The sequence below is a fragment of the Serratia sp. AKBS12 genome, assembly GCF_024793895.1.
GTDB lineage: Bacteria > Pseudomonadota > Gammaproteobacteria > Enterobacterales > Enterobacteriaceae > Serratia_F.
The window spans coordinates 1,970,054-1,983,054 of record NZ_JANUSB010000015.1 but is presented as its reverse complement, the minus strand read 5'-3'; the positions used below and the strand labels follow the sequence as shown (position 1 = coordinate 1,983,054).

Genomic DNA, 13,001 nt, shown 5'->3' with positions numbered 1-13,001 from the left:
AGGGCGTGTGAGCAAGTGGTTATGGATTGCCGCTATCGGGTTGCTGGCGGGTTGCCAAGGCCAATCGCAGAATACCGTCGTCGACCACGGCGGCTATCGGCTGGAAACCCTTCATCAGGCCCAGGGTGCCGATCAACGCATTCGTTTTCTGGTAATGCATTACACCGCCGAAGATTTTCACTCTTCGCTCAAGACTCTGACTGACGAACACGTCAGCGCCCATTATCTGCTGCCGGCGCAGCCGCCTGTGCAGAGCGGCAAGCCGTTGGCGTATCAACTGGTACCCGAGCAGATGCGTGCCTGGCACGCCGGTGCCAGCCAGTGGCGCGGCCGCAGCGGCCTGAACGACACCTCGATCGGCATCGAAATTGTCAACCGTGGTTATCAGCGTCGGTTACTGTCACAATCCTGGCAGCCTTACACGCCGCAGCAAATCGCACTGTTGACCGAGCTTGCCCGCGACATTATTGCTCGCTACGGCATACAACCTGTGGATGTGGTGGGGCACAGTGATATTGCCCCGCAGCGCAAACAGGATCCTGGGCCGCTCTTTCCCTGGCGGCAATTGGCACAGGCCGGGGTTGGCGCCTGGCCGGATCCGGGCGTGGTGCAACATTATCTGGCGGGGCGCAACCCGCACGCGCCGGTGCCGATGCCGCCACTGCTGGCAAAGCTGGCGCGCTACGGTTATATGCTCGATGACAGATGGGATGTGCAACAGCAGAAGAACCTGCTGGCGGCGTTTCAGATGCATTTCCGGCCCGGCGATTATCGCGGTGAGCCGGATGCGGAAACTGAGGCGATTATCGATGCCTTATTACAGAAGTACCCGGCGTCGCGCTGATCACAGGCCGTGCAGCTTGCCGTGATCTTTTAACCAGCGGGCGGTACGAGCTATGCCTTCGTCCAGCGACACAACCGGCCGGTAGTTCAGTTCCTGCTGCGCGCGCGTGGTGTCCAGCGTCAGGTCGAAATTGAGCTTTGCCACGCCGTAGTGGGTCAATACCGGTTCCTTTTCGCTTTTGCTGCCCAGCTTTTCCATACCACGGGCCATCATGTCGAGCATCGGGTAGGGCACTGAGCGAATGCGACACTTCATGCCCAATTCATCAATCAACTGCTGCACGACCGTTCGTAGTGGGCGCGCCTGCTGATTAGTAATGTTGTAGGCGCGCCCGGACGGTGTGTTCTCCTTTTGTGTCGCCAGCCACATGGCATGCACCGCATTTTCCAGATAGGTCATATCCACCAGTGCCGCGCCGCCGCGGGGCAGAAGCAGGTTGCCATAGTGTTTGATCATATGCAGCAGGCGCGGCAGCATCACTTTATCGTGCGGGCCGAACAGACCCTGCGGGCGCAGAATGCTGAAGTGGGTCTGAGGGTTGGACATTGCCAGTTGCTGAATCACCTGCTCGCCGGCGGCCTTGCTGCGGGCAAATTCGTTGGCGTAGCGCACCGGGCGGAACTCTTCGGTGACGTTGCGATGGTGATGATAATCAAAATAGATCGCCGGTGAAGAGATATGGATAAACTGGGCAACGCCATACGCCGCCGCCCATTCTCCCAGGCGGCGAGTGGCGCGTACGTTGGCCAGTTCGAAGGCTTCTTCGGTACCCCATGGAGAGGTAAAACTGGAACAGTGCCACAGCACGTCCACTTCGGCCAACATCGCTTTAGCCTGTGAAGACACCAGATTGGTGAGATCGGCTTGAATGAATTCGGCGCCCATTTTCTCCAGCAGGCTGCCCATGGCCTGATTACGACCGGTAGCGCGCACTTTAATGCCCTGACGGCGGAGATATTCAACGGCGTTACGGCCTAACCCACTGGTTGCGCCGGTGACCAATACCTTCATAACGAACTCTATTCTCACCAAAAATCAGAGGGCTGAGCGCAGTTTTCGCGTCCCAGCAAATAAGGTGCCATTCTTTCGTGATTTCATGCGCTATGCAATCGGAAAGGGCCTATCCACAGCGGCAAACTGTGCGGTTGATCGACAATTGAGCATTGCCTACGGCAAACGGTGGTCGTATTGCTCGGCAAGCCGTGCAATGCGTTTCGCCATGCCGCGGAAAATAAACAGATGCGCCGGCATCATGGCGAACCAGTACAGCAGCCCGCTGAAACCGGCCGGGTGCCACCAGGCACGCACGTCCAGGGTACGCCGATTACCGTGATCCTTGATACTGAATACCAGACGGCCCAAACCCGGCGCCTTCATGCCAAACAGCAACGCCATCTGGCGTTCCGGCTTGATGGTGATCACTTTCCAGCCGTCAACCACGTCCCCCACTGCCAACGTGTCCCGTGGCGGACGGCCGTACACAACGCCGTTACCGATCATGTCGTCCATCCGGGCGCGGATCTGCCACAGGATATTGGCATAAAAATACCCCTCTTTACCGCCCAACTGCTGCACCACGTGCCACAGTGCAGCGCTGGAAGCCTGGGTATCCAGCGCGCAACCGGCCTGTTTGGGATAAAAGCCGTAACCGGGGCGCCAGCGGGCGCGAGCCTGCGGGTCATAACCCCAGTCGGCGGAGTCGACCACTTCGTCTTCACGACGCAGCGTTTCGCTGACCGCATCGTCAAAGGTGGTTAGGCGCTGCGGAATCAACGCTTGCAGTGGCGCACCGTTGGCGGGCAGATCGTGATTCAACCCCTGGATCAGCGCGCGGGCAATCGAGGTCGGCACCGAGGTGACCATGCTGATAAACCACACCGAAATAAAACGCGTTGGCAGCGGAATGGGGATCAGCCAGCGTTTTTTTCCGCTGATGGTGATGAAACGCTCGAACAGGGTTTGATAGCTGATGTATTCCGGCCCGGCGACGTCGAAGATACGGCTTTCGTCGGCCGGGTGGTGCAGCAGTTCTGCCAGATAGACCAGCAGATTTTCCAGAGCGACCGGCGAAGATTTGGAACGCACCCAGCGCGGCGGTGTGAGGATCGGCAGGTTGTAAACCATGTCGCGCATGATTTCGAACGCCGCCGAACCTGGCCCGACGATGATACTGGCGCGCAGCTCGGTGACCGGAATGCCACTCTGGCGCAGGATCTCGCCGGTCAACTTGCGCGCCAGCAAATGCGGCGAGCTTTCCCCTGCCGGCTGCAACGCGCCGAGAAAAATCACCTGCTTGACGTTGGAATTGCGTAGGGCATCACGCACGTTTTCGGCGGCCTGACGCTCTTTTTCGATAAAGTCGTCGCCATCACCCATGCCGTGGATCAGGTAATACAACACATCGGTGTCCCACAGCGCGGCCGCCAGCGTTTCCGCTTGGTACACATCGACATAACGGCAATCGACCTGCGGCCAACGTTGCTGCTGCAACCATTCGATCCGGCGAGCGGCGGCGGTGATAGCATGCCCCTGTGCCGCCAGATGGGGGATCAAGTTTTGCCCGATATAACCACTGGCGCCAAGCACCAGGATGCGTTGGGGGATCATCAGCACGACCTTATGCAACAGATAACGGTAAATACAGCCTAACCTAGCATGCCAACTTTGCGGTATAAATGCACTTTTTGTAAGGATAATGGGTGGTTGCAACGATGGCCGCACGGCGTCACACTACGCGCCGTCTCTTTATGCGGGCTTTGCTATGCGATTGAACCTGGTGTGTTATCTGTTGTTGGCGCTGGCGTTTGCTGCCAGTTGGTTTTTCCTGCATCCGCTGTGGATGTGGATGCTGCTGGTGAATCTGCTGACGCTGGCTCTCTACGGTGTGGACAAGCTGGCGGCGATCAACGCCTGGCGACGGGTGCCGGAGTTGACGCTGTTGGCGTATGGCGTCGTCGGCGGTTGGCCTGGCGCATTATGCGGCCAGCAACTGTTTCGTCATAAAACCAGCAAACAGCCGTTCAAAACCTGGTTCATACTCAGCGTGGTGCTGAACGTGGCCGCGATAGCGGCCCTATGGTACGCGGTTTATGGTCGTTTCCTGTAGCCGCCCGTATCGCTGACTACAGCAACAGTGGCAGCGTGGCGCTGGCAGTGGTTTGTACCGACTGCACATAGGCGACATCACGTTGCGCCAGCTCCGACGCCATTAACTCTACCAGCAACATCGCCCCGACCTTGGCCGGCAGTGCGCCGGCGTTCAGCGGTCCCTCTGGCTTGGCGGCCACCAGCAGAATATTGGCCAGTTTGGCCAGCGGGCTGCGCTGGTTATTGCTGATGACGATCACCTGAGCATGGCGTTGCTTCGCCAGGGTCACCGCATGCAGAATGTCTTTGGTGGAGCCGGAACTGGAAATGGCTATCGCCACGTCGTTTTCCGCCAGCGATGCGGCATTCATCGCCGCCCGATGCATATCGCTAAACAGCAGTGCCGGCTTGCCGAGACGCAGCAGTTTATACTGCAGAAAATCGCCGATAATCGCGCTGGCGGCGACGCCGTAAATCTGTATCGAGCGGGCCTGATGCAGCGCCAGTGCCGACTGCTGCAAGGCCTGTCGATCGAGCAGCGCTCCGGTATCGCGCAACGCCTGCACGCTTTCTTCCACCAGTGATTCGCTGATGCTCAGCTCGCTGGCTGGCTCCTGTACACCTTGCTGCACGCACAGTGCCAGTGCCATCTTGAATTCGGTATATCCCTTGCACCCCAGGTGGCGACATAGTCGCGTAACGCTGGCTTCGCTGGTAGCGCTCTCGCGTGCCAGTTCGGTAATCGTGAAGTAGAGCACCCTGGACGGTTGCTCGATGACATAATTCCCCAGTTTGTGCAGCGTCGGGCTGTACCCAGCCAAATCTTGTCGCAGCCGCAACAACAAATTTCCGCTATTCATCACGTTACCCTTTTGATTCGGTCTGGTTCTATTGTGACGGAAAGGGGTTGTCGCCCGCCACTGAATTCCCCGCTTTGTGACGACGATCCTCTTTGTGATTAAAATTTTCATTTATTAATTTTATTTGTGGTAAAAATTTTCATCAATAAAAAATATAAATGGGGAAACTTTATGTCATCAATCGGGGAAACATCGTCGAAAAGCTGGTTTGAAAAAGCCCAGCTTTTCGGTAAATCGTTTATGTTGCCGATCGCCGTGCTGCCAGCCGCCGGGCTGTTGTTGGGCATCGGCGGGGCGCTTTCCAATCCCAATACCGTTGAAGCCTATCCGTTTTTGAATATCGGCTGGCTGCAAGGCGTGTTCAGCGTGATGGCCAGCGCCGGATCGATCGTCTTTGCCAATCTGGCGGTGCTGTTTGCCGTCGGCGTGGCGGTGGGGCTGGCCAAAAGAGACAAGGGCACCGCCGGCCTGGCTTCGCTGATTGCCTATCTGGTGATGAACGCTACCATCAATGCGTTGCTAAAAATCAACGGCACGCTGGCGGTCGAAAACCCTGGTGCAGTCGGCCAAGGGATGATCCTTGGCGTCCAGACACTGGAAACCGGCGTGTTTGGCGGCGTGACGATCGGTCTGGTGACCTGGTATCTGCATAATCGCTACAACAAGATTGCGCTGCCGCAGTTCCTCGGATTTTTTGGTGGTTCACGCTTTATCCCGATTATCAGTTCGCTGGCGGCAATGGCAGTCGGGGCGCTGATGACCGCGATCTGGCCGCACGTTCAGCAGCTTATCTTTGGCCTGGGTGGGCTGGTAGAGGCCACCGGCTATCTGGGCACCTTTATCTACGGCTTTGTGTTGCGCATGCTAGGCCCGTTTGGCCTGCATCACATTTTTTATCTGCCGTTCTGGACCACCGCGCTCGGCGGCAGCGAGGTGATTCAGGGGCAACTGGTTGAAGGCACCCAGCGTATCTTCTTTGCCCAGCTCGCCGATCCGACCACCCAGCAGTTTTACCTCGGCACCGCGCGTTTTATGTCTGGCCGATTTATCACCATGATGTTTGGTCTGCTCGGAGCCTGTCTGGCGATGTATCAAACCGCCAAACCGGAAAACCGTAAGCGGGTGGGGGGCTTGCTGCTGTCGGCAGCATTGACCTCTTTTCTGACCGGCATTACTGAACCGATCGAGTTTTCCTTCCTGTTTATTGCGCCGGCGCTGTACGTGGTGCACGCGGTATTTGACGGACTGGCTTTTATGCTGGCGCATATGCTGCAGATTACCATTGGCCAGACCTTCTCCGGCGGCTTTATCGATTTCATTCTGTTCGGCGTGTTGCAGGGTGAAGCGAAAACCAACTGGATGTGGGTACCTTTGGTCGGCGTACCGTGGTTCCTGCTGTATTACTGTACGTTCCGCTTTCTGATTGTGCGCTTCAATTTCAAAACACCGGGGCGCGCTGACGACACAGTCAGCGAAACGGTGCAGTCCGCCTCGGCCCGCGCGCAGCAGATCCTGGCAGCGCTGGGGGGTAGGGATAATGTGGTCGATCTCGACTGTTGCGCCACTCGGCTGCGCGTCACGCTCAAGCACGGGCGACACGTCAACCAGGCCGAGTTGAAAGCCAGCGGCGCCCGGGCGGTGATCGTGCGCGGCAACGGCGTTCAGGTGATCTATGGTCCACACGTTACCATCATCAAAAACGAAGTAGAGGAGTTATTGGATTTATGACGGTTTCCATGTTGCAGCAGATCAAAGGGAAATTGGTGGTGTCATGTCAGGCGCTGGAGGGCGAACCACTGCATAGCGATTATATTATGTCGCGTATGGCGGTCGCGGCTGAAGCCGGCGGCGCGGCGGCAATTCGCGCCAACGGCGTTGAGGATCTAAAGGCGATCATGCGTGCGGTCTTGCTGCCGGTAATCGGCATCATTAAACGTGATTATGCCGACAGCGCGGTATATATCACGCCGACCCTGCGGGAAGTCGACGAGCTGATGTGCCTGTCACCGCAGATGATCGCCCTGGATGCGACGGCGCATCCAAGGCCGGGAACGTTGCCGTTGGCTGCGCTGGTGCAAGCCATCCGCAGCAAATACCCGCAGCTGTTGCTGATGGCGGATATCGCCACGCTGGCGGAGGCAGTCAATGCCGATACGCTCGGCTTTGACTGCATAGGCACCACTTTGCACGGCTATACCGCGCAAACGCGTGGTCAAAAGCTGGCGCAGGATGATTTTTGCTTTTTGCGTCAGGTGCTGGCGGCGGTAGGGCGCCCGGTGATTGCCGAAGGCAATGTGGAAACGCCAGCCATGGCGGCGCGCTGCCTGGCTCTGGGCGCCCACGCAGTAGTGGTTGGCGGGGCGATTACCCGGCCGCAACAGATCACCCAACGGTTTGTGCAGGCGATCGGTGGCTGAACCGGCCGCCCTGCACTGGTCAGGGCGGTATTTGCGTCTATCGTTGCTGTTGCAGGAACTCACGCCACAGATTGACCACCTGCTGCAAATCCTGCCGGCTGAGGTCGAGGTGGGTGATAAGCCGGGTTAACGGACCGCTGCTCAGCAACACGCCGCGCTCGCGCATCCACGCGCCCAGTTTGGCCGCCTGTTCTGCCGGTTGGCGCAGGTACAGCACGTTGGTCTGGGCACCGGGTTCGACGATCTCCAGGCCGATATCGCGCAACTGCTGTTCCAGCCACTTGGCATTGTCGTGGTCTTCCCGCAGCCGCTCGACGTTGTGTTCCAGCGCATATAGCCCTGCCGCCGCCAGAATCCCCGCCTGCCGTAGACCGCCGCCGGTCATTTTACGCCAACGGTTGGCGCGCTGAATAAACTCACTGCTGCCGCACAGCAGCGATCCCACCGGCGCGCCCAGACCTTTCGACAGGCAAAGGGTAAAGGTATCGCAGTATTGCACGATCTCTTGCAGCGGCACATTGAGCGCCACCGCCGCGTTGAAAATGCGCGCGCCGTCGATGTGCAGCGCCAGCTGGCGCTCGCGGCTGAACTCCCACGCCTGTTTCAGATATGTCAGTGGCAGCACCTTGCCGCTGATGGTGTTTTCCAGGCTCAGCAGTCGGGTGCGGGCGAAGTGAATATCGTCGGGTTTGATAGCAGCGGCGACGGCCGTTAGCGGCAGGGTACCGTCGGCGTCGGCTTCTATCGGCTGAGGCTGGATGCTGCCCAGCACCGCAGCGCCGCCGGCTTCGTATTTATAGTTGTGCGCCTGCTGACCGACGATGTACTCCTCGCCGCGCTGGCAGTGGCTCAGCAACGCCACCAGATTGGCCTGGGTGCCGCTGGGCAGAAACAGCGCCGCCTGCTTGCCCGACAGGCGCACCGCTTCGGCCTGTAAGGCATTAACCGTTGGGTCATCGCCATAGACGTCATCACCGACCTCGGCATTGCTCATGGCAGCGCGCATCGCGGCGCTGGGGCGGGTCACGGTATCACTACGTAAATCAATAAGCATCGGCATCCCTTATTCTGAATATGGAGGTTATTGTTCCATCATAACCGCAATGGCAAACGGAGAAAGGGAAAACTGGGTGCGGCTAATGCCACACCCATGGGCGTTAACGCAGCCAGTTGGTTTTGGCCAATTCGACCACTTCATCGCCGCGCCCGTTGATGATCGCGCGCAGCATATACAGGCTGAAGCCCTTGGCCTGCTCGAACTTGATCTGCGGTGGCATTGCCAGTTCCTGCTTGGCGGTTACCACGTCCAGCAGCGCCGGACCGGGGTGTGCCAGCATGGTCTGTAGCGCAGCATCCAGCTCGGAGGCCTTTTCCACACGGATGCCCTTGATGCCGGCGGCGTTGGCGATCGCCGCAAAGTCCGGGTTATGCAGATCGGTGCCGTCGGTCAGGTAGCCGCCGGCTTTCATTTCCATCGCCACAAAGCCCAGCACGCTGTTATTGAACACCACTACCTTGACCGGCAGTGCCAGCTGCGCCAGTGACAGGAAATCGCCCATCAGCATGGTGAATCCGCCGTCGCCGCACAGGGCAATCACTTGCTTATCCGGCGCGGTGGCCTGCGCGCCGATGGCCTGCGGCATGGCATTGGCCATTGAGCCGTGGTTGAACGAACCCAGTAGCCGCCGTTTGCCGTTCATCTTCAGGTAACGGGCAGCCCAAACCGTCGGCGTACCGACGTCGCAGCTAAAGATCGCGTCATCGCTGGCATAGTGGCTGATTTGCTGGGCCAGATATTGCGGGTGGATCGGTTGATCGTCATTACAGGTTGCCAGGCCATCAAGATCCTTGCGCGCCTCGCGATAGTGCGCCAGCGCCTTGTCGAGGAATTTGCGGTCGCTCTTCGGATCCAACTGTGGCAGCAGCGCGGCCAGCGTGGTTTTGATATCGCCGACCAACGCGGTATTGACCGGACAGTGGGCGCCGATACTGCCCGGATTGATATCAATCTGAATGATATTGGCGCCGGTCGGATAAAATGCCCGGTAGGGGAACTGGGTGCCGAGCAGTAGCAGCGTATCGGCGTTCATCATCGCATGATAGCCGGAAGAGAAGCCAATCAGCCCGGTCATGCCGACGCTGTAGGGGTTGTCCCATTCAATGTGCTCCTTGCCACGCAGCGCATGCACGATTGGCGCCTGCAGCAGTTCCGCCAGCTTGACCACTTCGTCATGCGCACCGGCACAGCCGCTGCCGCACATCAGGGTAATGTTTTTGGCACCGTTGAGCGTTTCCGCCAGCGCGTTCAGTTCGCTCATCGGCGGTTGTACCAGCGGCAGGCGCGGGGTTTGCCAGACGATGTCGGCATCTTCCGGCGCCATGCGAAGCGCCACGTCTCCCGGTAGCACGATCACCGACACACCGCGGTTGAGAATCGCCTTGCGCATGGCGATTTCCAGCACCCGCGGCAACTGTTCCGGATTGGACACCAGCTCGCAGTAGTGGCTGCATTCGCGGAACAGTTCCTGTGGGTGGGTTTCCTGAAAATAGCCGCTGCCGATTTCGCTGGACGGGATGTGGGCGGCAATCGCCAGTACAGGCACGTGATTGCGATGACAGTCGAACAGGCCATTTATCAGGTGCAGATTGCCCGGGCCACAGGAGCCGGCGCACACCGCCAGTTCGCCAGTCAATTGCGCTTCGGCGCCGGCGGCGAAGGCGGCGACTTCTTCGTGTCGCGTGCCGAGCCATTCAATGGTGCCCATGCGATGCAGGCTGTCGCTGAGGCCGTTCAACGAGTCGCCGGTAACACCCCAGATCCGTTTTACGCCAGCCCGGTCCAGGGTTTTGGCGATCAAAGTGGCTACTGTTTGCTTCATGGTTCCCCCATCAGGTGAAAACACGCGGCTCATTCCGGTGAGATGCGTGCAGAACAACTGCAAGCATAGCTTACAGCCGTGCGTCGTTGGCGTCAGGAAAGGTAAAGAACACCTGACCAGAAATAACCCTAGCCGGCGATGGGGTAATGGTCGTACCAATAAATGCCTTATCGGCGGGGGATAAGGCATCGAACGTTTAGGCGAGGGTGACGTCACCTTGCAACTGACAGCTACAGGCTAGCACGTAGCCTTGGGCAATCTCGTTCGGCGTCAGCGTCATACTGCTGGAGGTGGTGTAATCACCGGACAGCACGCGGGTTTTGCATGAACCGCACACACCGGCGCGGCAGGCGGCGGTCACCGGCAGGTTATGCATCTCCAGCGCCGCCAGTAGCGTGCTGCCGACCGGTACGCGGAATTCACGCAGCGGTTGGCCAATGCGCAGCGCCAGCGTAGTTTCGCTGTCAGCGTCGCCGGGCGTCGGCGTATGGAATTGCTCCTGGTGGAACTGGGCAGCGGGGACACCAAGTTGGCGGCACAGTTGCTCAACCTGCGCCATGTACGGCGCTGGACCGCAGGTCATAACGGTGCGTTGCGCGATGTCCGGCACGGTCTGTTGCAGCAGTTGGGCGTTGATGCGCCCGCTGAGAAAGCCGGGGCGGGCTTCATGTTCGGCCATCAGCGTCAGTTGCAACTGCGGGTGCGCGGCGCATAGCTGCGGCCATTGATCGGCGAAAATCACCTCGCTCGGCTGGCGCACGCTGTAGATCACCTGCACATCGCACCGTGGGCGGTTGACCGTCAGCCAGCGGCACATTGACATGATTGGCGTTACGCCACAGCCGGCGGCCAGCATCAGATAGCGATCGCTCGGGTGCTGCTGGCAACTGAATTCGCCTTGTGCGTCGGACAGCCACAGCGTATTGCCGGGTCTGACCGCCTGGGTCAGCCAACGTGAGCCGACGCCCCCCGGCAGGCGGCGTACGCTGATGCTGATAAAGCGACTCAGGCCGGGTGAGGACGAGAGAGTATAGGCACGCAGCGTTTCATTGCTGTTATCAATACTGACCAGTGCGAACTGGCCAGGTTGATAGGGGTAAAAATCATGGTTTATCAGGTTAAGGGTCCAGACGTCGGCGGTTTCCTGCTGGATCGAATGTACCTGCATGCGGTTTGAGCAAAGTGGGCTGGGTTGGGTCATAAGGCACCTCAAAACATACGGGGCGCCCTTAGGCAGCCCCGGGAAATAATGGCATCAGCCGAGAATGGTGTGCAGATCCTGCTCAACGCTGGTGATCGGACGCATGCCGAATTTTTGGTTGAGGATCGCCAACAGGTTGTCGGTCAGGAACCCCGGCGCGGTCGGACCGGTAAAGATGTTTTTCACCCCCAGCGACAGTAATGTCAGCAAAATCACAATCGCCTTTTGCTCAAACCAGGACAACACCAGGCTCAAGGGCAGATCGTTCACCGAGCAGCCCAGCGTGTCGGCCAGTTTCACCGCCAGCATGATGGCGGCGTAGGCATCATTGCACTGGCCGACGTCCAGCAGACGCGGCAGGCCTTCCAGCGTGCCGAAATCCAGCTTGTTAAAACGATACTTACCGCAGGCCAGCGTCATGATCAGGCAGTCAGACGGTACGGCGCGGGCAAAGTCGGTATAGTAGCTGCGCTCGCCGCGGCTGCCGTCACACCCACCCACCAGGAATACGTGACGCAGTTTTTTCCGGCTGACCAGATCGATCACCGTATCGGCCGCATTGAGTAACGTCTGGCGGCCGAAACCGACGGTGATCAGATGTTCGATTTCACTGTACGGGAAGCCAGGCATGCTCTGGGCCTGCTGAATGATGGCCGAGAAGTCATCGCCTTCCAGATGATTGACGCCAGGCCAGCCGACGATGCTGCGCGTCCAGATGCGATCGCCATAGTTGCCGACGTCGGGATCGATAATGCAGTTGGAGGTCATCACGATCGGACCGGGGAACTTGGCGAACTCCACCTGCTGGTTTTGCCAGCCGCTGCCGTAGTTGCCCACCAGGTGTTTGAATTTTTTCAGTTGCGGATAGCCATGTGCCGGCAGCATTTCACCGTGGGTATAGACGTTGACGCCTTGTCCTTCGGTTTGTTCAAGCAGCATGCGCAGATCTTTCAGATCGTGGCCGGAAATCAGGATCGCCTTGCCGGCGACCGGACGCACGTTGACCGCACTGGGCTGCGGATCGCCGTAAGCCTGGGTTTCGCCACGATCGAGGATCGCCATTACGTTGAAGTTCATCTTGCCGATGCCCATCGCGTTATTCAGCAAGGTATCGAGATCGCGCGGCTGGGTACCGAGCCAGGCCATAAAGGCGTGGTATTCGGCATAAATCTGCGGGTCGAACTGACCCAGCACGTGTGCGTGCTCCATATAGGCGGCGGCGCCTTTCAGGCCATAGAGACACAGCATGCGCAAACCGTGAATATCATCGCCGACCTCGGCCTTGTCGGCGTCCAGGGCGAACTGGGCGGCCTGTTGCAGTAACGTGCCGATATCGTTGCCGGCCAGTTGTAGCGATGCCAGAGGGTGATCGACCTGCGCCGAGGCGTCCAGCAGACGACAGCGAGCCGCCAATGTATCACGTAGGGCAATGGTTTCACGCGCATAGCCAATGATGCGTTCTGAATCGAAGTTGACGTTGGTCAGGGTAGCGAAAAAGGCGCGTGGGGCGAAGCTGTCGACGTCATGATCGACAATCCCCAGGGCACGAGCCTGTAATGCCCAGGCGGAAAGCCCTTGTAGCGCGGCCACCAGCAGATCCTGCAGATCGGAGGTTTCCGCCGTTTTGCCGCACATCCCCTGTGCGTAAGAGCAGCCGTTGCCGGCAGGGGTTCGGATGGTTTGTTCACATTGCACGCAGAACATAGTCGTTTC

The 13,001-nt window shown here is 58.8% G+C and carries 11 protein-coding genes; 4 read left to right on the top strand and 7 right to left on the bottom strand.

The window, feature by feature from the left end:
* Positions 1–7 precede the first annotated feature (7 nt).
* Positions 8–844, top strand: coding sequence for an N-acetylmuramoyl-L-alanine amidase (locus tag NYE85_RS19140; protein ID WP_259006266.1), 837 nt, complete (start codon positions 8–10; stop codon positions 842–844).
* Here NYE85_RS19140 and NYE85_RS19135 read toward each other — a convergent pair whose 3' ends face one another.
* Positions 845–1,855, bottom strand: coding sequence for an NAD(P)-dependent oxidoreductase (locus NYE85_RS19135; RefSeq protein WP_259006265.1), 1,011 nt, complete (start codon positions 1,853–1,855; stop codon positions 845–847).
* A gap of 156 nt (positions 1,856–2,011) precedes the next feature.
* Positions 2,012–3,451 carry an SDR family oxidoreductase gene (locus NYE85_RS19130; protein WP_259006264.1) on the bottom strand — a complete coding sequence of 480 codons (1,440 nt, stop codon included), beginning with the start codon at positions 3,449–3,451 and terminating at the stop codon, positions 2,012–2,014.
* Positions 3,452–3,605: 154 nt separating this feature from the next.
* Between NYE85_RS19130 and NYE85_RS19125 the strand changes: the two genes are divergently transcribed.
* The gene (locus NYE85_RS19125; RefSeq protein ID WP_259006263.1) at positions 3,606–3,950 is read left to right on the top strand and encodes a DUF1294 domain-containing protein; all 345 of its coding nucleotides are present in this window, start codon (positions 3,606–3,608) and stop codon (positions 3,948–3,950) included.
* Positions 3,951–3,966: 16 nt separating this feature from the next.
* Here the strand turns inward: NYE85_RS19125 and NYE85_RS19120 are convergent, their stop codons facing one another.
* Entirely contained in the window at positions 3,967–4,794 is an 828-nt protein-coding gene (locus NYE85_RS19120; protein WP_259006262.1) for a MurR/RpiR family transcriptional regulator, read from the bottom strand.
* Between the two features lie 168 nt (positions 4,795–4,962).
* Between NYE85_RS19120 and NYE85_RS19115 the strand changes: the two genes are divergently transcribed.
* Both NYE85_RS19115 and NYE85_RS19110 read left to right on the top strand, forming a co-directional pair.
* Positions 4,963–6,519, top strand: coding sequence for a PTS transporter subunit EIIC (locus tag NYE85_RS19115; protein WP_259006261.1), 1,557 nt, complete (start codon positions 4,963–4,965; stop codon positions 6,517–6,519).
* Positions 6,516–7,208, top strand: a complete 693-nt coding sequence (locus tag NYE85_RS19110; protein WP_259006260.1) for an N-acetylmannosamine-6-phosphate 2-epimerase — start codon at positions 6,516–6,518, stop codon at positions 7,206–7,208. Before NYE85_RS19115 ends, NYE85_RS19110 begins: the two co-directional genes overlap by 4 nt.
* 37 nt (positions 7,209–7,245) lie before the next feature.
* Here the strand turns inward: NYE85_RS19110 and ltaE are convergent, their stop codons facing one another.
* The 4 genes from ltaE to hcp form a co-directional block, all read right to left on the bottom strand.
* On the bottom strand, positions 7,246–8,262 hold the full coding sequence (gene ltaE / locus NYE85_RS19105) for a low-specificity L-threonine aldolase (RefSeq protein ID WP_259006259.1): 1,017 nt from the start codon (positions 8,260–8,262) through the stop codon (positions 7,246–7,248).
* A 103-nt stretch (positions 8,263–8,365) separates the two neighbouring features.
* The gene (gene poxB / locus NYE85_RS19100; RefSeq protein WP_259006258.1) at positions 8,366–10,087 is read right to left on the bottom strand and encodes a ubiquinone-dependent pyruvate dehydrogenase; all 1,722 of its coding nucleotides are present in this window, start codon (positions 10,085–10,087) and stop codon (positions 8,366–8,368) included.
* Between the two features lie 196 nt (positions 10,088–10,283).
* Complete coding sequence (gene hcr / locus NYE85_RS19095) at positions 10,284–11,288, bottom strand: NADH oxidoreductase (protein ID WP_259006257.1); 1,005 nt, start codon at positions 11,286–11,288, stop codon at positions 10,284–10,286.
* 54 nt (positions 11,289–11,342) lie between these two features.
* On the bottom strand, positions 11,343–12,992 hold the full coding sequence (gene hcp / locus NYE85_RS19090; protein ID WP_259006256.1) for a hydroxylamine reductase: 1,650 nt from the start codon (positions 12,990–12,992) through the stop codon (positions 11,343–11,345).
* Positions 12,993–13,001: the final 9 nt, after the last annotated feature.

Excerpts from the sequence above, each read along its gene's own strand:
- NYE85_RS19135 (WP_259006265.1), bottom strand. The coding sequence starts at position 1,855 with ATGAAGGTATTGGTCACCGGCGCAACCAGTGGGTTAGGCCGTAACGCC.
- NYE85_RS19130 (WP_259006264.1), bottom strand. The coding sequence starts at position 3,451 with ATGATCCCCCAACGCATCCTGGTGCTTGGCGCCAGTGGTTATATCGGG.
- NYE85_RS19125 (WP_259006263.1), top strand. The coding sequence starts at position 3,606 with ATGCGATTGAACCTGGTGTGTTATCTGTTGTTGGCGCTGGCGTTTGCT.
- NYE85_RS19115 (WP_259006261.1), top strand. The coding sequence starts at position 4,963 with ATGTCATCAATCGGGGAAACATCGTCGAAAAGCTGGTTTGAAAAAGCC.
- NYE85_RS19110 (WP_259006260.1), top strand. The coding sequence starts at position 6,516 with ATGACGGTTTCCATGTTGCAGCAGATCAAAGGGAAATTGGTGGTGTCA.
- ltaE (WP_259006259.1), bottom strand. The coding sequence starts at position 8,262 with ATGCTTATTGATTTACGTAGTGATACCGTGACCCGCCCCAGCGCCGCG.
- poxB (WP_259006258.1), bottom strand. The coding sequence starts at position 10,087 with ATGAAGCAAACAGTAGCCACTTTGATCGCCAAAACCCTGGACCGGGCT.
- hcr (WP_259006257.1), bottom strand. The coding sequence starts at position 11,288 with ATGACCCAACCCAGCCCACTTTGCTCAAACCGCATGCAGGTACATTCG.
- hcp (WP_259006256.1), bottom strand. The coding sequence starts at position 12,992 with ATGTTCTGCGTGCAATGTGAACAAACCATCCGAACCCCTGCCGGCAAC.